Annotated in this window: 20 protein-coding genes; 5 read left to right on the forward strand and 15 right to left on the reverse strand. The window is 40.5% G+C overall.

Annotated features, from left to right (window positions below):
* Positions 1–49 precede the first annotated feature (49 nt).
* On the reverse strand, positions 50–1141 hold the full coding sequence (gene dinB, locus BUW93_RS00990; protein WP_081208308.1) for a DNA polymerase IV: 1092 nt from the start codon (positions 1139–1141) through the stop codon (positions 50–52).
* A 150-nt stretch (positions 1142–1291) separates the two neighbouring features.
* On the opposite strand from dinB, the gene BUW93_RS00995 reads away from it, so the two are divergent.
* Genes BUW93_RS00995 through BUW93_RS01005 form a run of 3 tightly spaced genes read left to right on the forward strand, consistent with a single transcriptional unit; the run spans position 1292 to position 2923 of the window.
* Complete coding sequence (locus tag BUW93_RS00995; protein ID WP_081208310.1) at positions 1292–1957, forward strand: NAD-dependent epimerase/dehydratase family protein; 666 nt, start codon at positions 1292–1294, stop codon at positions 1955–1957.
* On the forward strand, positions 1950–2417 hold the full coding sequence (locus tag BUW93_RS01000; protein WP_081208312.1) for a CYTH domain-containing protein: 468 nt from the start codon (positions 1950–1952) through the stop codon (positions 2415–2417). Before BUW93_RS00995 ends, BUW93_RS01000 begins: the two co-directional genes overlap by 8 nt.
* A 5-nt stretch (positions 2418–2422) precedes the next feature.
* On the forward strand, positions 2423–2923 hold the full coding sequence (locus tag BUW93_RS01005) for a YciI family protein (protein ID WP_081208314.1): 501 nt from the start codon (positions 2423–2425) through the stop codon (positions 2921–2923).
* Here the strand turns inward: BUW93_RS01005 and BUW93_RS01010 are convergent, their stop codons facing one another.
* The 8 genes from BUW93_RS01010 to BUW93_RS01045 form a co-directional block, all read right to left on the reverse strand.
* A complete protein-coding gene (locus BUW93_RS01010; protein ID WP_081208316.1) occupies positions 2924–3787 on the reverse strand; it encodes a phosphatase PAP2 family protein in 864 nt (287 codons plus the stop codon).
* A 12-nt stretch (positions 3788–3799) separates the two neighbouring features.
* Positions 3800–4927 (reverse strand): adenylate/guanylate cyclase domain-containing protein, encoded by a 1128-nt coding sequence (locus BUW93_RS01015; RefSeq protein WP_081208318.1) that lies wholly within the window; start codon positions 4925–4927, stop codon positions 3800–3802.
* 199 nt (positions 4928–5126) lie between these two features.
* The gene (gene trxA / locus BUW93_RS01020; RefSeq protein ID WP_081208320.1) at positions 5127–5426 is read right to left on the reverse strand and encodes a thioredoxin; all 300 of its coding nucleotides are present in this window, start codon (positions 5424–5426) and stop codon (positions 5127–5129) included.
* Positions 5427–5551: 125 nt separating this feature from the next.
* The gene (locus BUW93_RS01025) at positions 5552–6955 is read right to left on the reverse strand and encodes an efflux transporter outer membrane subunit (protein WP_081208322.1); all 1404 of its coding nucleotides are present in this window, start codon (positions 6953–6955) and stop codon (positions 5552–5554) included.
* Positions 6955–10113: an efflux RND transporter permease subunit gene (locus BUW93_RS01030; RefSeq protein WP_081208324.1), complete on the reverse strand. Its 3159-nt coding sequence runs from the start codon at positions 10111–10113 to the stop codon at positions 6955–6957. The genes BUW93_RS01025 and BUW93_RS01030 overlap by 1 nt, the downstream gene beginning before the upstream one ends.
* A 6-nt stretch (positions 10114–10119) precedes the next feature.
* The gene (locus tag BUW93_RS01035; protein WP_081208326.1) at positions 10120–11238 is read right to left on the reverse strand and encodes an efflux RND transporter periplasmic adaptor subunit; all 1119 of its coding nucleotides are present in this window, start codon (positions 11236–11238) and stop codon (positions 10120–10122) included.
* Between the two features lie 14 nt (positions 11239–11252).
* Positions 11253–11759: a GbsR/MarR family transcriptional regulator gene (locus tag BUW93_RS01040; protein ID WP_081208328.1), complete on the reverse strand. Its 507-nt coding sequence runs from the start codon at positions 11757–11759 to the stop codon at positions 11253–11255.
* A 169-nt stretch (positions 11760–11928) separates the two neighbouring features.
* Entirely contained in the window at positions 11929–13005 is a 1077-nt protein-coding gene (locus BUW93_RS01045; protein WP_081208330.1) for an isoaspartyl peptidase/L-asparaginase family protein, read from the reverse strand.
* A gap of 175 nt (positions 13006–13180) precedes the next feature.
* Here BUW93_RS01045 and BUW93_RS01050 point away from each other — a divergent pair, with 175 nt between their 5' ends.
* Positions 13181–13723, forward strand: a complete 543-nt coding sequence (locus tag BUW93_RS01050) for a 3-hydroxyanthranilate 3,4-dioxygenase (RefSeq protein WP_081208332.1) — start codon at positions 13181–13183, stop codon at positions 13721–13723.
* Between the two features lie 62 nt (positions 13724–13785).
* On the forward strand, positions 13786–15339 hold the full coding sequence (gene amaB / locus BUW93_RS01055) for an L-piperidine-6-carboxylate dehydrogenase (RefSeq protein ID WP_081208334.1): 1554 nt from the start codon (positions 13786–13788) through the stop codon (positions 15337–15339).
* A gap of 75 nt (positions 15340–15414) precedes the next feature.
* Here the strand turns inward: amaB and BUW93_RS01060 are convergent, their stop codons facing one another.
* From BUW93_RS01060 to BUW93_RS01085, 6 genes are all read right to left on the reverse strand, one after another.
* On the reverse strand, positions 15415–16533 hold the full coding sequence (locus BUW93_RS01060) for an alkene reductase (protein WP_081208336.1): 1119 nt from the start codon (positions 16531–16533) through the stop codon (positions 15415–15417).
* A 166-nt stretch (positions 16534–16699) separates the two neighbouring features.
* On the reverse strand, positions 16700–17272 hold the full coding sequence (locus BUW93_RS01065; RefSeq protein WP_081208338.1) for a Crp/Fnr family transcriptional regulator: 573 nt from the start codon (positions 17270–17272) through the stop codon (positions 16700–16702).
* A gap of 31 nt (positions 17273–17303) precedes the next feature.
* The gene (locus BUW93_RS01070) at positions 17304–18245 is read right to left on the reverse strand and encodes an EamA family transporter (RefSeq protein ID WP_081208340.1); all 942 of its coding nucleotides are present in this window, start codon (positions 18243–18245) and stop codon (positions 17304–17306) included.
* Between the two features lie 109 nt (positions 18246–18354).
* The gene (locus tag BUW93_RS01075; RefSeq protein WP_081208341.1) at positions 18355–19359 is read right to left on the reverse strand and encodes an acyl-ACP desaturase; all 1005 of its coding nucleotides are present in this window, start codon (positions 19357–19359) and stop codon (positions 18355–18357) included.
* Positions 19360–19522: 163 nt separating this feature from the next.
* Positions 19523–20251 carry a metallophosphoesterase family protein gene (locus BUW93_RS01080; RefSeq protein ID WP_081208343.1) on the reverse strand — a complete coding sequence of 243 codons (729 nt, stop codon included), beginning with the start codon at positions 20249–20251 and terminating at the stop codon, positions 19523–19525.
* A gap of 1 nt (position 20252) precedes the next feature.
* Positions 20253–21389, reverse strand: a complete 1137-nt coding sequence (locus BUW93_RS01085) for an ATP-binding protein (protein ID WP_081208345.1) — start codon at positions 21387–21389, stop codon at positions 20253–20255.
* Positions 21390–21418 lie beyond the last annotated feature (29 nt).

Genomic DNA, 21418 nt, shown 5'->3' on the forward strand with positions numbered 1-21418 from the left:
ATATATTAAAAAGCCACCAATTTTTTGAATTGGTGGCTTTGCTTTTTATTTAAAATTCAAACTTCAGCTGAACCTCTACCTCTTTCTTTTCTTCGGAAGTAATTTTATCCTTATCGGTGTTTAAATTAGATAAGGAAATTCCCAGTAGACGTACCGAGTTTTTCATCTTTTCCTGATACAATAAGTCTTTGGCGATTTCTAAAATTAACTCCTTACCCGAGATATAGTAAGAAATAGTTTTGCTTCGGGTTTGCATGCTGAAATCGCTGTACTTGATTTTAAGTGTCACGGTTTTTCCGGCGACTTTGCTCTTTGTGAGCCGGCGTTCTATTTCTTCAGCGATATTTTCCAACCTTTCCAGCATAAAAATTTCTGAAGAGATATTTTCATTGAAAGTCCGTTCCGCTCCAAGGGATTTTCTTATCCGGTTGGGTTTAACTTCACTAAGGTGAATGCCGCGAACCACATTATAATAATGGGCTCCACTTTTCCCGAATTTTTCAGTTAAGTAATCGAGGCTTTTGGTTTTTAAATCCTTCCCGGTAAAAATTCCAAGCAGGTACATTTTTTCAGCGGTAACTTTTCCCACGCCGTGAAATTTACGAATATCCAGGACTTCTAAAAATTCTTCAACCTCTTCCGGGTTTACCGTTTTTTGGCCGTTGGGCTTATTAAAATCGCTGGCAACTTTCGCGATAAATTTGTTAATGGATATCCCCGCCGAGGCATTTAAGCCGGTTCTCTCCTTGATTTTCTCCCTTATTTCCCTTGCAATAAGCGTCGCGCTGGGATTTCCCTTTTTGTTTTCGGTTACATCCAGGTAGGCCTCGTCCAGCGAAAGTGGTTCTACCAAATCTGTATACTCTAAAAAAATTTCTCTAATGCGCTGGGAGATTTCCCTGTAACGCTCAAACCGGGGTTTCACAAAAATTAAATGCGGACAATTGCGTTTGGCCATTACGCTGCTCATAGCGCTTTGCACACCATATTTTCGAGCTTCATAACTTGCAGCCGCTACTACGCCTCGTTGGGAACTTCCGCCAACAGCTATGGCTTTTCCCTTTAATTCGGGATTGTCTAACTGCTCCACAGAGGCATAAAACGCATCCATATCTATATGGATTATTTTTCTTTGCGACATTTGCTTTTCCACGAGGTAAATTTAATGAAACTTCACCTGACCCTGCTAAAACTAAGGCTAAAGTGAACAGGAGAATTAATCTTACATTCCAGGTTTTTTGAAACAGGAAAGAATTAAACTGTATCTTTAAAAGACTTTAAAACCCGAAAAATGTCAAAAACCGCAATCATATTGGGCGCTACGGGGCTTACCGGGAGTTTTTTATTGAAAAGACTGATTCCGGACAAGAGCTATGATAAGATTATTCTTTTTTCCAGAAGCGCTACCCCCATAAAGAGTTCAAAGATTGAAGAACATCTTATAGACATGTTTGAACTGGGGAGGCATCGCGATAAATTTAATGCCGATGTTGTTTTTTGTTGCGTGGGAACCACACAAAATAAGACCCCGAACAAGGAGATTTACCGTAAGGTAGACTATGGGATTCCGGTTACTGCGGCAAAACTATGTGTGGAGAATAAAATCAAAAATTTTCTCGTGATCTCAGCTTTGAGTGCCGATGATAAAAGTAGGTTTTTCTATAATCGCACTAAAGGGGAGATGGAAAAAGCAGTACTTGAGCAGGAGATTAAGAATACCTATATTTTTCAGCCGTCTTTAATTGGGGGAGAACGGGCAGAAAGCCGGCCATTAGAATTTATATCGAAACAATTGATGAAAGCGGCCAATTTTGTTATGTTCGGTCCGCTTAAGAAATATCAGAGCATACATCCCGATACTATTGCCAGGGCCATGCAAAAAGTTGCTGAAGACGGCTTCGGAAAAATAAGGATAGAATCTGACGAAATTAAGAAAATAGCGAAAGCCGATGATTGAAATCGAAAGAAAGTTCCTGGTGAATTCAGAAGAGTATAAAAAAGAAGCGTTTAAAAAAATTAAGATCAAACAAGGTTTCCTAAGCACCGATCCCGAGCGCACCGTAAGGCTTAGGATCACGAATGAAACCGCTTTTTTAACAATTAAAGGGAAATCTAAGGAAAATGGACTTAGCAGGTTTGAATGGGAAAAGGAGATCGATAAAAAAGAAGCAGAAGCCCTCTTTAAGCTTTGCAAACCAGGCATCATAGATAAAACCAGGTATCTGATTAAAGCCGGTGATTTCACCTTTGAAGTGGATGAATTCTATGGAGAAAACGAGGGATTGGTGGTAGCCGAAATTGAACTTAATAATGAAAAAGATACTTTTCAAAAACCAAAGTGGTTAGGAGAGGAAATAACTGGAGAGCTTAAGTATTACAATTCACAATTAAGTAAAAACCCCTATAAAAACTGGTAAAGAAAATGAAAAAAATATTTTATATACTCCTGCTTCCATTTTTATTTTTTTCCTGTAAAGAAATCCCTGAGCAGGAGCGCGGTATCCCGGGACTTGAAGAAGTTGCCGTAAAAAAACCTAAATTCAATATAGATTCTGTAGAAAAAGATCTTACAGAGAGAGGCTATCAAACCTTTAGGTATGAAGAAGGCGATACCACTTATTTAATGCAGCAGTATTATATGGTTTTTCTGAAAAGAGGTGAAAACAGAAGCCAGGATTCTACCGAGGCAGCTGAATTGCAAAAACAGCATTTGGCCCATCTTTCCCGTATGGCTGAAGAAGGTTATGCGAGTCTCATTGGACCTTTTGGGAGCGATGGCGAAATTCGTGGTATTGCCGTTTACAACACGGCCACTGAGAAGGAAGCTGATAGCCTTGCTAGGCTTGACCCCATGGTGAAATCGGAGAGATTAAAAATTGAAGTGCATCCCTGGTGGACTGCCAAAGGCGGGAAGCTCAACTAATTAAAAAGTTCCGGTAAGTCCAACTCTGCCCAATCCGACGTTAAATTTCCAGCTAATCCTGTTTTTTTCCTTTGGGCCATAGAGACGTTCTTCATTTAAGTAATTATCAATGCTGTCCACCACCAAAACGCTTATAGCAAGACTCAATCCTACATCGGTAAGCCAGTGTGCGCCGGCCCAAAGTCTGGATACCGGGGCGATTAGTCCCAAACCATAAATTCCAGCTTTAACAAAAGGATTGTCAAATTGTTTTCCGATGGCATAAGCTGTAGTAAAAGAGAGGATAGTGTGACCCGAGGGAAACGAATGGTAAGCTCCAATACCTCTAAATGGATCAAAACTAGCTTTCCCTTCTCCGGTTGCCGGTCTTGCACGGCCAACGGCAGTCTTTGTAATCGTTTGTATTAATCCAGCGGTAGAAGCAGCCGAGATAAGCAAAACTCCGGTTTTTCTCACCTTTTCATTTTTAGTGAAAAGCCCATATAGATAGACCGCGCCGTTTATAGCATAGTTGTTTTGGGGACTTCCATAATACCAACCTATATCCTTAATTAATTGTGGAATTTCCTCGTTCTGGTCAATAAAATAATCGCTGGTTTCTTCGTCAAAAATATAAAGTGCAGCTGTTCCTGCGAAAATTGCTCCAGCGGTAATGAAATCGTCTTTCTCCCATTGTAAGGGCCTGGAATAAGTGTATTTCATCCCTCCAAATGCACTGGCTCCGTCGTATTTAAGGAGTTCCCAGGTGCTGGGAAGGCTATCTTTCGAGACTTTGCTGTTATCTAGCTGTGCGGAAGAAATTCCGAAGCTTAAAAGGAGAATTACAAGAAGGTAATTCTCCCATTTTAATTTTCTTAAATCCATCTTCTGATTTTACTATGCTGCGGCAACCTTTCTTAATGATCTTGTTATGCTGAAGACTTCTACAGGATTACTCCTTCCCTTTAAATATTGAGCTCCCAGGGAAGTTGAATAATACCTTTTTTCAACATCGTTCAGATTATAAACGGCTTCAGAGATTAAGAGAGGTTGAGAATGAACTTTGCATAAACCCTCTAATCTGGCTGCAACATTAAGGGTGTCTCCATGGTAGGCGATATCTTTTTTAAGGTCACCAACCTCCACGGCGGTAACCTTACCGAGGTGAACTCCGGCCTTAAATACCGGCGCTATGTTATAATTATTTATATAGTAATCCTGTTTTTCCCTAAAAAGCTCCTCCACTCCACAGAAGAAATCAATATACTCCAGGTTTTTTGCTTTTTCTACTGGCCAGCTAAGAACCACTTCATCTCCTACATATTGGTAGACTTCAGCGTTATATTTTTTCACCATTTTATCAATATCCAGAAAACTATCTTTTATTAGTGCAGAGTATTTAATATGGCCAAGTTGCTCAGCAAGTTTGGTAGAACAACTAAGGTCCAAAAACATAAATATTCGCTCTTCTTCTCTTGGATATTTATATTTTCCTGAAAAAAACGGGAGAAGCATCCCAGGTCCAAACCTCTTGCTTAGTTGGTTTACAAATCCAATAATGAGGCTCATAAAACCGGTATGAACACCTAAGATCATAAAGTAGTAATTCCAATGCTGTGTTAGTAGATTTAAGCTAATTTCATTTAAAAAATTATTTCTCCCGAAGCTCAATAAATATAACCTTACCAGACTAATAGCTCCCATTAGCAAGCCAGTATAAAGGGCGCCAGCGGTTAAGGCATTAAGGCCAAGGGAATAATTTTTGAACTTATCTTTTTCCAAAAGAATATCAACTAAACCTAAAAAAGGACTAAAAAGCAATACCGAAAACATAACAATAAGAGGCAGGGTCGCGGCAGAGCTTTCCAGATCGGCTAAAAAGATCTCGAAAATTGATATGGTATGTAAATGTATAGTGAAAAATAAAAGGGAGTATGCTATTCCCCAGAATGCAAGTTGCCTTAGCGTCTTTTTTAAAAGCTGTTGCTCGTTAATGTTAAATGATATAGGGTAATTTATCGTCATATTTTTAAAATTTTAGTGTAATTATCTGGTATACAGAGTAAAAAACCAATTTTATTGTCTCGTATCTTTAAAAGATATTCATGCTGCAAAATTACTGCAGAAGGGGGCTTCTTTCAGTAACCTTTGTTACTTGTAAAAGAGGAGATTAAATAAATTAGGAGTTATAAAAAACCCGGAATATTTAATCCCGGGTGGGTTTTTAAGAATGTGATTTAATCACTTCAGTAATTTGATGTTTTTGTAATACACCCGATTGGCGCCAGAGTTGTTTCCCGTTTTTATAGAGAATCATGGTAGGAACGCCTCTTACCTGGTATTTCGCCGCTAGTTCCTGGTTACGATCAACATCTATTTTCACAATTTTCACCTGGTCTCCCAATTCGGCTTTCACGTCTTTTAGAATCGGGGCCAACATTTTGCAAGGGCCACACCAGTCAGCAAAAAAGTCTACCAGTACCGGTTGGTCGCCATTTATGATATCATTGAAACTGCTTTTCATAGTCTTGTTTTCCTATAAATTTAAAAAATTTTTAGCTTAGTCGGTTTAGGTGCCAAAACATAACTTCCAAAAAAAAACCAACCCGGGTTTCCCCGGGCTGGTTCACCAACAACTAATAAAACAGATTATTGCCAACCGCCACCAAGGGCTCTGTAAAGATCTACCATGGCCTGTAGCTGGCTGTATCTTGCATTGATGAGGTTTAATTGCGAATTCAAGGCATTTTCTCTTGCTGTTAAAACTTCCAGGTAATTTGCGAAACCATTATTTAAAAGTTCTTCTGAATATTCTGTAGCTCTGGCATAGGCCCCATATTCCTGGTTAAGAACTTTTATTTTCTCGCTGCTTGCTTCATAATTGTATAAAGCATCTGAAACTTCTTTACCTGCATTAAGGATTGCCTGTTTAAAATTTAACAGGGCATCTTCCTGTTGGGCTTCGGCTACTTCAAACTGCGTTCTAATCTTTCTTCCATTTAAAACCGGTTGCATTAATGAGCTGGCCAGGTTTGCAAAAAGAGAATTTGCATTGAATAATTGATCGAGTTCCAGGCTTTGGAAACCACCCGTCGCAGAAAAACTTAAGGAAGGATAAAAATTGCTTCTGGCGACATTAGTAAGCTCAAAGGCATTCACCAAATTATATTCTGCCGCAATAACATCGGGCCGATTTCTAAGAAGTTGTGCCGGCACTCCGGTGTTTAATGGAGTATTGATATCCTGATCCTCAAGTTGGCTACGCTCAATGCTTTGTGGCCCTTCTCCCAGTAAAATTGAAAAACTGTTTTCAAGTAATCTTATCTGGTTATTGATATCAATAAGGAGAGCTTGTGCTGTGTACAACTGGGCCTGGGTTTGTTGTACACCAACTTCGGTAAGATTTCCTGCCTCTTTCAGGGCTTTGGTTGTTTCCAGGCTACGCTGCCTGTTTGCTATGGTTTCTTCTGTGATCTCTTTTTGTGCGTCAAGGCTTAAAAGCTGATAATACGTAGAAGCAATATTGGCTATTAGTCTAGTTTGTACGGCTTTATGCGCAGCTGCACTTTGAAGATAAGAAGCCTGAAACGCTCTTTCATTACTCCTTATTTTACCCCAAATATCGGCTTCCCACGAAAGATTCCCTGTAACATCATACTGGGTAATGCTGCCATCGAAAAAGCTACCAAACTGACTGTTTTTTGAAAGAATCTGGTGGTTTAGGTTTGCGCCTACATTCAAGCTGGGAAAATATCCTGCTTTTCCTTGTTTTACATAAGCTTCGGCCATAAGCATTTGTTGGATGGCCCGCCTAATGTCAATATTGTTTTCGAGGCCATTGGCAATATATTTCCTTAGCATTGAATCAGCGAAAACCTCATCCCATGCGATATCGGCCATATTGAGACTGTCCTGAGAAATTGCATCTGTCCTGTAAAGATTTTCATTTACTTCTTCAATTTCAGGACGTTCATAATCTTTTGCAACAAAGCAGGACATTAAAAGTAATGGGGTGATCCCCGCCAAAAGGCTATATAGTTTAAGTCTTTTCATTATTGATCTTTTTGCAAAGAGTTATTGTTATTTTCTTCAGCTTTCTGAGGCTCTCCTGTGGCCTTTTCCTGAAGCCACTGGAACAGGATAAAAAGAATTGGGATTACAAAAACTCCTAAAACAGTACCTATCAGCAATCCACCTACGGCTCCCGTACCAATAGATCGGTTTCCTGCAGCCCCTGTTCCACCCGCGAATACCAGCGGTAATAGGCCTATAATGAAGGCAAAGGAGGTCATAAGAATTGGCCTAAGCCTTACCTTAGCCGCATCAAATGCAGCCTCGGCAAGCGGTACTCCCGCTCTGCGCCGTTGTATAGCGAACTCTACGATCAGGATGGCATTCTTAGCTAATAATCCCAGAAGCATAATAAGGGCGATCTGGAAGTAAATATTATTCTCCAGGCCGGTAAAGTATGTTGAAACATACGCGCCCATTACTCCAACAGGCAGTGAGAAAAGCACCGAAAGAGGTAATAGATAACTTTCGTATTGCGCTGCAAGAATGAAGTACACAAATAATATGCTTAACAGGAAAATGAAAGTTGTTTGATTCCCAGCCGAAATTTCTTCACGGGTTAAACCGGAGAAACCGATATCAAAATTGGCCGGAAGAGCACCGTTACCTACCTCCTGAACAGCAGCAATGGCATCCCCCGAAGAATATCCAGGTGCGGCAGCACCATTAACACTGGCTGAATTGAAGAGATTGAACCTGGTAACCGATTGGGGCCCGTATACTCTTTTAAGATTCACGAATTCGGTTATCGGGGCCATTTGTCCCTGATCATTTCTGACAAATAAAGAATTAAGATCTGAAGCTTTAGCCCGGTCTTCCGGCAGGGCCTGTACATAAACCCGGTATTGTTTTCCGTAGCGGGAGAAATCGGCTGCATATATACTTCCAATATAGCCCTGTAGTGTTGAAAATATACTGCTGATGTTCACCCCGGCTTCCTTAGCCTTCGGGACATTCAGCTCAATTTCATACTGCGGATAATTGGTGTTGAAAGAAGAATTCGCATATAGAATTTCAGGTCGCTGTGTGAGTTCTGTCAAATAATTTTTAGTGGCTTCATCCAATTCGGTGAAGGAACCACCGGAGCGATCCAGTACCTGTAATTCAAATCCAGAAGAAGCTCCGAATCCTGGTATACTTGGTGGTGCAAAGAAAAGTATGTTGGCATCACTTATTGCCGCTGCCCGCTGAAACAGTTGCGCGGTAATTGCATCTATAGTTTGATCATCACCTTCACGTTCCTCCCATGGATCAAGCTTTATAAATCCGAGCCCAAAATTACTTCCGGCACCACCAATTAGACTATATCCGTTTACCATGGTGATTTCACTAACTCCCGGAATATCTTTAGCAAGTTCTCTAAGCTCCTGAGTAACCTCTACGGTTCTATCAAGAGAAGCGCCGGGTGGGAGTTCGATATTAGTAAATACAATACCTCTGTCTTCATCAGGTACAAAACCGGTAGGAGTAGCAGAGGAGGCAAGGAAAATTCCAATTATTGAAACTACCAGGATGGCTGCCGTAATCCATTTATGTTTAAAAAGAAACCTTAGTGAGCTTACATATCGCTTTGTGGTTACTTGAAATCCAGTATTAAAAGCGGTAAAGAAACGATTTAAAAAGCCTCTTTTCTTTCCTTTTTCGTGTTCAGGTTTTAAGAAAATAGCGCAAAGAGCAGGGCTGAGAGTCAATGCGTTAATCGCAGAAATTGCGATAGCCACCATAAGAGTAACACCAAACTGCTCATAGAAAACCCCTGTGGGTCCGGTAATAAATGTCACTGGAATAAAAACGGCACCCATTACAAGGGTAATGGAGATAATCGCCCCGGCAATCTCATCCATTGCTTTATAGGTCGCTTGTTTTGCATTTTTCGCTCCCTCCTCCATTTTTGCATGCACTGCTTCAACTACCACAATGGCATCGTCTACCACAATACCAATTGCAAGTACCAAAGCAAAGAGGGTAAGAAGGTTAATAGAATAACCAAATAAGCTTAGAAAAAAGAATGTTCCGATTATGGATACCGGTACTGCAATAGCAGGAATTAGGGTAGATCTGAAATCCTGCAGGAAGATAAATACAACCAGAAATACAAGGAGGAAGGCCTCGAGCAAGGTAATTGCCACCTTGTTAATAGAGGCATTGAGAAATTCATTGGTATCGAAATTCACAAAATAGGCCATGCCAGTCGGAAAATCTTTTTCCAATTGGTCCATTTTCTCATGGATTTCTTCAATGATTTCCTGGGCGTTGGAACCTGCGGTTTGGTAAATACCCATACTAACTCCCGGCTTCCCATTGGCGTTAGCAATTGCATTATATCCCTGAGCATCCAATTCTACCTGGGCTACATCTTTTACACGCAGGAACCTTCCGTTATCCATTGCTTTTATGATGATATCTTCATACTGCTGGGCTGTTTTAAACCGTCCTCCGTATTTTATCACATATTCAAAGGCCTGGGCATTGTTCTGGCCTATAGCCCCGGCGGCAGCCTCAAGGCTTTGTTCATTGATCGCTGCTGTAACATCAGCAGGAATGAGGTTATAAGCCTGAAGTTTTTCGGGTTGCAGCCAAATCCGCATTGCATAGGTTTTGGCTCCAAAAATATTGACATTACCTACCCCGTTAATACGTTGTAATTCAGGGAGTACGTTAATGTTTAGATAGTTTTGTATAAAAGTAGCATCATATTTCTCATTTTCAGAATTAACCGTGAGAAACATAAGGGCACTGGTTTGCTGTTTCTGAGTAATAACCCCGGCCTGAGCAACCTCACGTGGCAATAAAGGCGTTGCACGAGCTACCCTGTTTTGCACGTTTACTGCTGCGATATCGGGATTTACTCCTTCTTTAAAAAATACGTTGATGGTACCACTACCATTGTTACTGGCTGTAGAGGTGATATAATCCATATCCTCTACTCCATTAATTTGCTCCTCTATTGGAATAATGACACTTTCAAGCACTGTTTCGGCATTGGCGCCAGGATAATTGGCCCTCACCTGAACAGTAGCAGGAGCAATATCTGGATATTGGGTAACTGGCAGAGAGTTTATTGCCAAAAACCCCAGAATCAAAATTATTATGGAAATAACCGTAGATAAAACCGGCCTGTCTATAAATGTTCTTAACATATTTTTTTATTTAAATACGGGTTCTAAGGTATTGGCTATACTATCAAAAGGAACCGGTTGGGGTTTTATCGGGGTGTTATTGCGCAGTTTGCCAACTCCTTTGGCCACTATAACATCACCTTCGTTTAGGCCAGATGAAACAACGATTAAATTATTAAGCCTGTCCTTAACTTCAATTACCGTTGAAATCGCTAAACTGTCATTTTCCACTTTATAGGCATATACCATTCCCTGTTGTTCGAAAGTGGAGACTTCCGGAATTACAGGAACATTTTTATAGGTCTTAGGGATCCTGATTTTTCCGCTGCTTCCATTGGAAAGTATTCCGTTGGGATTAGGGAATTTTGCCCGGAAACTTACGGTACCTGTGGCTGGATCTATCTGTCCTGAAACTGTTTCAATGGTTCCGGTTTCTTCATAGATGTCTCCATTAATAAGTTCCAGCTCTACCGGTGGAAAATTCTTTAATTTTTCTGAAGTATTTGCACCTTCAGTATTTTTGAGAAAGTCCAGGTACTCTCTTTCATTCATGGAAAAGAAGGCAAATACTTCCTCTGTATTTGAAACCCGGGTGAGCGGGTTGGGATCACCGGGGCTTATTAAAGCTCCTTCCCTAAAGGCTATGGAGCCTATATAACCATCTACCGGACTTTTAATAGTTGCATAATCAATATTAGCCGCGATGCTTTTGTAATTGGCTTTAGCCTGGGCAAGCCGTGCCTTGGCTGTTTCAAGCTGTACCGGACTAATAATGTTCTTTTCAACCAGGGGTTTTAATTTATCCACTTCCACCTGGGCGGCATTTATATTGGCTTGAGCGGCTCCGGCGTCCTGACTTAGAGATTGTGTTTCTAATTTGAAAAGACTTTGGCCTTTTCTAACTTTTTCGCCCGCATCTACCAAAACAGCAGTAATATAACCCGTTACTTTAGCCCTTACCGCGCTATTTACAGTTCCTTCAATGCTAACCGGATAGGTGGTATGACCTGTAAGCGTTTTTGTTGGTACTTCAATCACAGGGTAAGGCATGGCCCCCTGAGTTTGTTTTTGATTAGCCTCCCCATTTTTGCAGGAAATAAAAATCAGAGTACTGATAATAAAACTGAAATAGATTAATTTTTTCATGCGTGCTGTGATTGTTATTTTAATTTATCTTGAGATTTAAGTCTTGATTTTAATTTTTCAAGGGCTTCAGAGGCCTCCTCGAAGAAAGTTAACAGGCTCTGTTGAAATTCAAGGTCAAATTGTGTCTCGATTGTATCTTTATTTATTTCGTTGGACAAACGTTTAAAATCCAAAACCTCCTGGTGCACCAATCTTTGAGCCTCCCATTTGGTAGTGAGTTCGTTAATATAGCTTTTCATGAGCTGCGGGTTCACTATAAAATAGCGTTTACGATCGCCCGGTTTTGTATAATATTCAATACGATTACTCACCTGCAGGTTTTCCAGATGGGAAGAAACGGTACTCTTTCCTGCCTGGAGATCTTTTACCAACTGGTCAAAGGTAATTCCTAGCTTTCCACTCATGATAACGGTGGCGAAAATCCTGGCGGCAACCGGAGCCAGCTGATGTTCTTTCTCGAGCTGTACACCAAGTTTTTCAACCAGCCGATGTTTCTTTTTTTCTAACTGTGCTTTGTTCATCCAATGATTTTGAGCCTGCAAAAATAAGATTAGTTCGGAAAAAACCGAACTAATCGAAACCTAAAAAGATGTTAAATTTTTTTATATCATATTTTTCATAAAAAAACCCCATTTACAATTCTGTAAATGGGGCTAATAATATTTCTGATGTTCTTATTTCACAGGAAAGCTATTCCTCGCCGTAAATACCAATTTCCAGGTCTCCGTTTTTATTCATATGTGCTCTATACATTCCTGCGGTATTGAATTCCATTGCAATATTTCCCTGAAAATCAATCGCGATTATTCCGCCATTCCCTCCAAGATCTGGAATTTTATTCTGAATCACTTCGGCTGCAGCATCTTTCAGGCTAAGTCTTTTGTATTGCATCAAGGCCGAAATATCGTGAGCTACCACTCCACGAATAAAAAATTCACCCCAACCTGTGGCCGAAACCGCACAGGTTTTATTATTGGCATAAGTCCCTGCACCAATTATGGGAGCATCGCCAATACGTCCCCATTTTTTATTGGTCATACCTCCAGTGGAGGTACCCGCTGCAAGATTCCCATCTTTATCCAGGGCTACGCAACCCACGGTACCATATTTGGAATCCTTGATAAATGGATCTACAAAAGCTGCACTCTGGTCGTGATCCAGCTCGGTTTTTTCAGCATCTCTTTCCTTTAAACGTTGAAGACTTTGAAATCGGTTTTCTGTATAAAAATACTCAGGGTCAACAATTTCCATCCCGCGTTCTTCGGCAAAAAGCTCGGCGCCTTTCCCGGCCATCATTACGTGTTCTGAATTCTCCATCACTTCCCAGGCAAGGTTTATCGGGTTTTTAACGGTGGTGACTCCGGCCACGGCCCCGGCGTTCAGCGTTTTTCCGTCCATTATAGATGCGTCAAGTTCGTTGGTTTCAGCATTGGTGAAAACAGCCCCTTTTCCCGCATTGAAAAGCGGAGAATCTTCCATGATATTTATGGTGCGCTGTACGGCTTCCATGGCTGTACCTCCATTGGCAAGGATCTCGTGGCCACGCCTAATCGCTTCCTCCAGTTTGTCTTTGTAGGCCTTTTCCAGAGAATCGGTCATATTTTCCTTTACTATGGTTCCGGCACCTCCGTGAATTACGATTCCAAAGTTATCGGTGGGCTCGGTGCTTAGTTCTTCTTCGGAAACTTCTTCTGGTAATTCTTTTTCTTCTGAAGAATTACAGGCAAAAAACAGAGATAAACTGAGTAATAGAAATATTTTTTTCATCGTTGTTGGTTATTTTATTCCGAAGATAATAAATTTTGCGCCAGTCCGCCAGCAAGGGACTCATGAAGCAAGTAGAATTCAAACAGGAAGGAGCAAGCTTATACCTTAAAAAAGAAAATAATCGATCGGCTTTGTGAGGGAGATTGCGTAATTTTAAGCTTGCAAAAACTAAATTATGGCGGTAAATAAACCTTTTAACCTGAATAAATGGATTGAACAGAACCGGGAAAGTCTGAAGCCACCTGTTGGCAACCGAAACCTTTACCGCGAATCTGAAGATTATATTGTGATGATCGTGGCCGGCCCGAATGCACGTAAGGATTATCACTATAACGAAACCGAAGAGTTATTCTATCAGCTGGAGGGGGAGATAGAAGTGCATATTCAGGAAGACGGAAAAAAGAAGACCATGAAGCTTGGTCCCGGAGATATGTACCTGCATCCTGGAAAAGTACCCCACTCTCCCGAAAGACATGAAAATAGCATTGGCTTGGTGGTAGAACGAAAAAGAACCGATCCTGACGCAAAGGACGGATTACTTTGGTATTGCGATAACTGTAATAATAAGCTTTACGAGGTTTATTTTCAGCTTAACGATATAGAAACCGATTTTTTAAAGCATTTTAAGCATTTCTATGGAAACAAAGATTTAAGAACCTGTAATAATTGCGGGGAAGTGATGCCGGTAGACAAGCGTTTTACTTCTAATGAGGATTAGCACTTTATTTTTATTATTTTCGCAAAGAACACACAAAAGAACAGACTAAAATTTAAGGATTAATGAGTGAAATAGCAGAAAAATTTGGGATTAAACAAGCCCTGAAAGACTTAGGATTAAGTGATGTCAATAACGGTACATCTACCGGCACAGACTTTTTTAGTAACGGGGAAATTATAGAATCCTATTCTCCAGTTGATGGAGCGCTTATTGGGAAAGTGAAAGCTACCACTAAGGAAGATTACGAAAAGGTAATAGAAACTGCCACAAAAGGTTTTAAGGAATGGAGAACCTGGCCTGCACCGCAACGAGGGGAAGTGGTAAGACAATTTAATGATGAACTACGTCGCCTTAAAGCACCTCTGGGTAAACTGGTTTCCTATGAAATGGGAAAATCTTACCAGGAAGGTCTGGGAGAAGTTCAGGAAATGATTGATATCTGTGACTTTGCCGTAGGACTATCCCGGCAGTTGCACGGCCTTACCATGCATTCAGAGCGGCCGGGGCATAGAATGTACGAACAATACCACCCGCTTGGTGTGGTAGGAATAATATCGGCCTTTAACTTCCCGGTAGCGGTATGGTCCTGGAACACAGCTTTAGCCTGGGTTTGTGGAGATGCCTGTATCTGGAAAGGATCGGAGAAGACTCCGCTTACTTCTGTTGCCTGCCAAAATATCGCAGCCAGAGTTTTTGAGGAGAACAATGTGCCTGCAGGAATTTCATCTTTAATAACCGGAGATTATCGTGTAGGAGAGATGATGACCAATGATAAACGTGTGCCTTTAATTTCGGCAACGGGATCTATACGAATGGGAAAAATAGTAGCCCAGGCCGTTGCTGCGAGACTTGGGAAATCCCTTCTCGAATTAGGTGGAAATAACGCCATAATCGTAACCCCAGATGCAGATATCAAGAATACAGTAATTGGAGCTGTATTTGGCGCAGTAGGAACCTGCGGCCAACGCTGTACTTCTACCCGAAGACTTATTATTCACGAATCTATTTATGATAAGGTGAAAGATGCGATCGCAACGGCATACCAACAACTTCGAATTGGAAATCCACTGGATGAAAACAACCACGTGGGGCCTCTTATCGATAAGGATGCGGTAAAAAATTACCAGCACGCTCTCGATAAAGTGGTAGAAGAAGGAGGAAAAATTCTCGTGGAAGGCGGAGTGCTGGAAGGTGAAGGCTATGAAAGTGGTTGCTATGTTAAACCGGCAATTGCCGAAGCTGAGAATCATTTTGAGATCGTACAGCACGAAACTTTTGCACCGGTGCTTTATATTATGAAATATTCAGGGGATGTGATGAATGCACTTGAGCTTCAGAATGGGGTGGTGCAAGGACTTTCTTCAGCAATTATGACCAATAACCTGAGAGAAGCCGAAAGATTCCTTTCCGTAGAAGGTTCAGATTGTGGAATTGCCAATGTGAATATAGGAACTTCAGGAGCTGAAATTGGTGGTGCCTTTGGTGGTGAAAAAGAAACCGGTGGTGGCCGTGAAAGCGGATCGGATGCCTGGAAGATCTATATGAGACGCCAAACCAATACGATCAATTATACTACCGAGCTGCCATTGGCACAAGGTATTAAATTTGATCTTTAAGTTTCTGACTCAGAATCTTTAAATAAAAAAATCCCGCAGCTCGCGGGATTTTTTCATTTAAAGAAGAGTCTTAGTTTATTTTAAAACTTCAGCTCTTTCTGTTTTTGCTTCATAGTCCAGATAACCTTCTTTTCCGGGGGTATAAAAAGTATCCTCATCATATTCACTTAAAGACACATTTTGTTCGAAACGCTCCACAAGATCGGGATTTGAAATAAATGGTTTTCCGAAAGCGACCAGATCGGCGTTACCTTCTTCAATTACTTTATTTCCACTTTCCTGGTTAAAGCCTGCATTGATAATGATCGTACCATTATACATGGGGCGGTAGCGTTTAGCGATCTCGGTTTCAGCATAAGGGATATCGGAAACATCATTAAATGGCTCAGATAAATGCAAATAAGCCAGATCATAATCATTTAGTTTTTTGATGATATAATCGAAGGTAGGAATGGTTTCCTCATCCATGGTCATTCCGAAAATTCCATTTAGAGAAGGATTCAGGCGCAGACCTATTTTGTTTTCCGGCATCACTTCTTTTATAGCCTCAATCACTTCAAACAGAATTTTTGCTCTGTTTTCAATACTTCCGCCATATTCGTCGGTACGATGGTTGGAGGTTCCATTAAAGAACTGATGAAGCAAATAGCCATTAGAAGAATGGATTTCAATTCCATCAAAACCGGCATCCATAGCATTTTTAGCCGCATTTTTATAATCCTGAACAGTCTCTTTGATCTCCTCGATACTCATTTCCTTTGGGGTTACAGTATCCTTAAACCCTTCGGGTGTAAAAGATTGAGCATTTGGGTTTATTGCTGAAGGAGCTAGAGGCAATTCCCCGTTATGGAAATCGGGGTGAGACATTCTCCCTACATGCCACAGCTGAAGAAAAATACGGCCATTGGCTTCGTGTACTTTCCCGGTAACTTCTTTCCAGCCTTCAACCTGTTCCTGAGAATAGATTCCCGGGGTATTTACATAACCAACGGCTTGCTTTGAGATTTGAGAGCCTTCGGCAATGATGAGTCCGGCACTGGCGCGTTGTTTATAATATTCTCCCTGAAGTTCTCCCGTAGGTTTATGCTCGGGATTTGTGGCCCGACTTCTGGTCATGGGAGCCATTACTACTCGGTTTGGTAATTCAAGGCCATTCAGATTATAAGGTTCTAATAAAGCTTGTTTCTTGCTCATTATGTTGATTATTTAAATTAAAATTTCAGTTTCTAGACCTTTTGAAATAAAGGTTCAGCAGAAATGAAGAAAATTATTTCCGTCATTCTAATGAGTGCAAATTTAAGCCCTGTAATACATTAGATTACTTGATGTATGTTAACCAAATGGGTTAAAAACTGTTAAGCTATTGTAATTCTCTGCGAATACGGCTCAGGCTTTCGGGTTTTAGTCCGAGATAATTTGCAATGTGATAGTTGGGTACTCTTTTCTCGATCTTCGGATAGGTTTGGCAGAATTCCAGATAGCGCTCTTTTCCCGTTTTCTGAAGAGAAGAAAGAATGCGGGTTCTCAAGGCTACAAAGGCATTGGTGATCTTTAACCTGAAGAAGCGTTCAAATTTTGGAATGCGCTGGTAGAGCATTTCAAGGGCAGTTTTGTCTAATTTGAGCAAAATCGAATCTTCAATTGCTTCTACATATAGTGCGGCGGGGGTGTCTTTAAAAAATGCTTCAAAATCACTCATCCACCAGTCTTCTATAGCAAATTGGATAATGTGATCTTCGCCGGTTTGGTCGCGGTAAAACGCCTTAAGGCAGCCTTTCACCACATAATATTCTGAATCTACCTTGTCTCCAGGCTGGATGAGGAATTCCTTTTTTAATATGTTTTTTTCTGAAAGTATCCCTGTAAATTCCTCTTTCTCTGAAGCGGTTAGCGAAATATCTCTTGAAATATGATTCAGGATTTGGGAGTACATTTTTGAGTGAATTTTGCGGACAAATTAAGACTTATTGGTTTAGTTTTTTACCAAATCGTGGTGAAAATCTTGAAAACATAACCAGTTTTTTTCTGGTATTTATAAAGTAAACTCCGGTGAGCAGTACGATAGCGGCCAAAACAGCCTGTATTGTAATCTGTTCATTTAGAAAATACCACCCAAGAAAAATAGCTATTACGGGATTGACGTAGGTTGAGGTCGCTACTTTTTCCGGAGAAACCACTTTTAATAAATAATTGAAGGCGGTAAAGGCCACAATACTTCCAAAGATAATAAGCAGTAACATCGAATATCGTGTGGGGTCAGTCCACATAGTAGGCCAGCTCCAACTCTCTCCGAAGGCCAGACTTCCCAGGAGTAAGATAAGCCCGCCACTGACCATCTGGTAAGCGGTATTAACAAAATGATTGGTTGGTAAATTTGCCGTCCCTACAAAAAGGCTCCCATAAGACCAGCTAAGCAGGCAGAGAAAAATCATCCCCACTCCCAACCAGGAATTTTCCTGATTAGTGATCTGGTTTTGACTAACCAGGAGATAAATTCCGATAACACCTAATACTACACCCACCATAGACATAGGAAGGATCTTTTTTCCCTGAAAAACCCTCATCATTATAAGGACCACCAGGGGTTGTGCTGAAATTTCCAAAGCGGCAAAACCACTGTCTACATATTTAAGGGCCCAGACCACCACGCCGTTTCCAAAGGCGAGAAATAGGAACCCGGCAATAATAGTATTGGTCAATTGTCTTCTGGTAATAGCTAAACTTATTTTCAGGATTTTGCAAATGAGAAAGATCAGTAATCCGGCGGTGATAAACCTAACAGAAGCTAACATAAATGGAGGCAATTCGGTAACCGCGATCTTATTCAAAAGGTAGGTAGAGCCCCAGATGAAATAGATAGAAAAGAAAGCCAGAATAACCAGCAGCGTATTTGAAGAATTGTTCATACTAAGATGCAAGTGTATTGCAATATTAGGAATAAACTTCTTTAAGTATGGTACTAAAAAAACCGCTTAAGTAATTTAAGCGGTTTATAGTATTATGTTTTCAGGTTTTTTAAAGCGTTCCGTTTGGCTCCACCCATTTGAATTTGTGCTGATCTTCGGGTATTGCCATTCTATCGGCAATACGGGTCATCCTGTCTGGTAATTTCATTAAATAATCCCGGGCTTTTTGAGCCTCATCGGTAAGGCCCCGCATTTTATCGATTTCCCAGTAATTGTTAAGGGTCTTTAAAATATTGATATAATCTTCAGTGGTGTAAACGCCAAGCCTTTGAGCTGCATTGGAGAAATTCTCAAATGCTGAGGCGATACCTTCGCCACTTTCCCGTATGAATTGGGCGGGCATCACGATCTTTTTCTTCATCATATCGTGGAAAGCCAGCATCATTTCACTTGGGTCGTGTTCAAATATGGTTTTTACAAATTCGCGGTAGGCCATATAATGTCTCATCTCATCTCCGGCAATTATGTTACACATCTTTGCCAGCATCTTATTGCCTTTTTTCTTGGCGAGTTGTCCCACGCGTTTGTGAGAAATATTGGTAGCCAGTTCTTGGAAACTTGTATAAACAAAGTTTCGATAAGGATCGCGCCCGGTACCAATATCAAAACCATCGTTGATGAGGTATTGGGTGGTTTTTTCAATTTCCTTCATGTTCACTCTACCCGAAAGGTAAAGGTATTTGTTTAAGGTATCTCCGTGGCGGTTCTCCTCACCCGTCCAATGACGTACCCATTTGGCCCAACTATTCGATTCCCCCCGGGATTTTCCGTGCTGCTCTACACCTTCCATATCCATTAACCAGGATTCATAGGTGGGAAGGGCTTCTTCGGTTACCATATCGGCTACCAGGACCACCCAAAAATCGTATCCAAGCTCTTTGGCCTCTTCCCGAATCTGGTCTATATCTTCAGCATAATTTTCTTTTTGCAAATCAGGCAACAGGTCGGTGGGTTGCCATATATCTTCTACGGGGATAAGATATTGATCAATAAAACCATCTACTTTCTTTTCAATGGTTTGCATTACTTCTAATCTAACATTACTAAGGGCCATTTCTAAATAATTTACACAAACATCATTACAATGTTGTTGGTTATAACTCTATCAACAAGAATTGTGCTGAACTCTATGTTTTATCAATAGCCAACAAATAAAAGCTAAAATCCTTGAATTACAAATATATAATTCAAAGATGTGGATTTGTTATAAGAAAGTCTTAATTTCTACCGTTTTCCTCAGGATATAGTTTAAAAACAGGGTCGCTTTGCCATATTTCCTTGGTGTTTACTTCTATGGCAGAAATAGGGCCAGTGAAGGCGGCACCGGTATCTATATTCCAGACGTTTGCCTTGTGAACCGGTGTGCTTTTTCCTATGCGGGTTACCGGGGTGTGGCCTATAAAGATTTCTTCAAAAAGCTGAAGTCTTTTGGGATAATACTTATCGTCGGGTTGGATTTTTGTATCAAGAGAAAGTACTGTTTCCCATAGAGTTCGATCCCAATAGAAGCCTGATTCATAGTATTCGGTTTCCGGACCATGCTGATTGGTAAATCCGGCATGTACAAAAAGTCTGTTTTGCTTATCGATATAATAATTTAGCATCTGCTCATAAAACTCTATATGCTGTTTTTTCTCTTCTTCCGAAAAATTCCTGTAGGCGTCAATGCTTGACTGGCCTCCGTGTTGTAGCCACTGTTCTTTTAATTCCCCTGTCTTAAGCCAGCGGTAAGTAAGGTCGTCATGATTTCCACGAATAAAAATACACGTGTTTTGTTGGGATAGTTTAATGAGATAAGAAACCACATTAGCCGAATCGCTCCATCCGTCTACATAATCTCCCAAAAAAATAAGCTCATCATCAGGGGTTAGGTCTACGCGATCAAGTAGCTGGACAAGGCCTTTTAAACCTCCATGTATATCTCCAATGGCAATACTTCTGCCCATATTAGTTGTATTTTACTTTTCTAAGAATCCTGCTGGTTTCCTTGTAGTTATTGTAAGCCTCCTGGCTGTACTTCTTTAAATGCAACCTGGATTCTTCGAGTTTATTAATTGCATTTTCAAAATTATTAAAATAGCAGAGAAGATATGTTGAAGGAAGGTTAATTAGATCTTTTTCTTCTTGTTTGCTCAGGGGTCTGTCTTTTTTTAGTTTTTCCAGAAGACTGTTGTTGCTGTTGTAAATATGGTATAAGACCTTTTTGTCGAATTTAGGAGGCTCAAAAAGGAGATTGCTTTCTATCTCGTAACTCATATTATCCTTAAAATTAATGCTTACCTCTTCCAGCGGATAATATTTAAAACTATCATGCAATCCCAGGTGAACAAACTCCAGAATTTTAAACTGGTCTTTAGTGGTTGTAATACTCACTTCATCTAATTCTGAATAAAATAGCTTCACCTGTTCATTGATTAACTCAATATCTACCCTTGAATAATAAGTGCCTTGTTTTCCTTTTTTCTCTTTTCCTGCCCAACATACTACAAAATACTCTTTAAAGACTTTGTAGGTAGCTTTGAAATCCTGTCGCTTATTTATAAAATCGAAAACTCCATCAAGAGTAAGTTCAATATTATTATGAGAATGATTCTCTATAGAAGTTACTATTTCGTAATTGACATTCTCAATTTCAATTTTGTTAGTGTAAGGCATACTTATGCTGCCCTCCCTTTTAAAAACCAGACCCTGGTAGTATTTCCAGATATTCTTTTGCAGGGAGCATAACTTACCATGGTTTGGCCTTATGGTCACCAATCCTACCACCAGGTGTGAAGGCAGGTGAGGAAACGGTATATTTTCATAGGAGATCAAGGGGGGATTATGGAGATAGGCATTTACAAGATTCTGGATTTTGCTGTCGTCAAAAAAGTCTACGCCTACAATGGAGTTGTCAGTATCTTTCACCCCAATTACTATATAGGAATTGTTCTCAGGGTTTGAGTTTGCCAGAGCACAAACATGCTTTAAAAATTTAGCCTTTCCTTCTCTTTCCCCAATGGTAAGTCGCAGCTTCTTGTCGTAGAAGCTGTTTTCATTGCTATGCGCCAGGAGATTTTTGATAAGGAGGCGTTTATTAATCATACTTACCCGGTTATCTCCGCAAAGACGGA

The organism is Salegentibacter sediminis, from assembly GCF_002078605.1.
GTDB lineage: Bacteria > Bacteroidota > Bacteroidia > Flavobacteriales > Flavobacteriaceae > Salegentibacter > Salegentibacter sediminis.

Bases quoted from the DNA above. Each gene is read 5' to 3' on its own strand.
- dinB (WP_081208308.1), bottom strand. From the start codon at position 1,141: ATGTCGCAAAGAAAAATAATCCATATAGATATGGATGCGTTTTATGCC.
- BUW93_RS00995 (WP_081208310.1), top strand. From the start codon at position 1,292: ATGTCAAAAACCGCAATCATATTGGGCGCTACGGGGCTTACCGGGAGT.
- BUW93_RS01000 (WP_081208312.1), top strand. From the start codon at position 1,950: ATGATTGAAATCGAAAGAAAGTTCCTGGTGAATTCAGAAGAGTATAAA.
- BUW93_RS01005 (WP_081208314.1), top strand. From the start codon at position 2,423: ATGAAAAAAATATTTTATATACTCCTGCTTCCATTTTTATTTTTTTCC.
- BUW93_RS01010 (WP_081208316.1), bottom strand. From the start codon at position 3,787: ATGGATTTAAGAAAATTAAAATGGGAGAATTACCTTCTTGTAATTCTC.
- BUW93_RS01015 (WP_081208318.1), bottom strand. From the start codon at position 4,927: ATGACGATAAATTACCCTATATCATTTAACATTAACGAGCAACAGCTT.
- trxA (WP_081208320.1), bottom strand. From the start codon at position 5,426: ATGAAAAGCAGTTTCAATGATATCATAAATGGCGACCAACCGGTACTG.
- BUW93_RS01025 (WP_081208322.1), bottom strand. From the start codon at position 6,955: ATGAAAAGACTTAAACTATATAGCCTTTTGGCGGGGATCACCCCATTA.
- BUW93_RS01030 (WP_081208324.1), bottom strand. From the start codon at position 10,113: ATGTTAAGAACATTTATAGACAGGCCGGTTTTATCTACGGTTATTTCC.
- BUW93_RS01035 (WP_081208326.1), bottom strand. From the start codon at position 11,238: ATGAAAAAATTAATCTATTTCAGTTTTATTATCAGTACTCTGATTTTT.
- BUW93_RS01040 (WP_081208328.1), bottom strand. From the start codon at position 11,759: ATGAACAAAGCACAGTTAGAAAAAAAGAAACATCGGCTGGTTGAAAAA.
- BUW93_RS01045 (WP_081208330.1), bottom strand. From the start codon at position 13,005: ATGAAAAAAATATTTCTATTACTCAGTTTATCTCTGTTTTTTGCCTGT.
- BUW93_RS01050 (WP_081208332.1), top strand. From the start codon at position 13,181: ATGGCGGTAAATAAACCTTTTAACCTGAATAAATGGATTGAACAGAAC.
- amaB (WP_081208334.1), top strand. From the start codon at position 13,786: ATGAGTGAAATAGCAGAAAAATTTGGGATTAAACAAGCCCTGAAAGAC.
- BUW93_RS01060 (WP_081208336.1), bottom strand. From the start codon at position 16,533: ATGAGCAAGAAACAAGCTTTATTAGAACCTTATAATCTGAATGGCCTT.
- BUW93_RS01065 (WP_081208338.1), bottom strand. From the start codon at position 17,272: ATGTACTCCCAAATCCTGAATCATATTTCAAGAGATATTTCGCTAACC.
- BUW93_RS01070 (WP_081208340.1), bottom strand. From the start codon at position 18,245: ATGAACAATTCTTCAAATACGCTGCTGGTTATTCTGGCTTTCTTTTCT.
- BUW93_RS01075 (WP_081208341.1), bottom strand. From the start codon at position 19,359: ATGGCCCTTAGTAATGTTAGATTAGAAGTAATGCAAACCATTGAAAAG.
- BUW93_RS01080 (WP_081208343.1), bottom strand. From the start codon at position 20,251: ATGGGCAGAAGTATTGCCATTGGAGATATACATGGAGGTTTAAAAGGC.
- BUW93_RS01085 (WP_081208345.1), bottom strand. From the start codon at position 21,389: ATGATTAATAAACGCCTCCTTATCAAAAATCTCCTGGCGCATAGCAAT.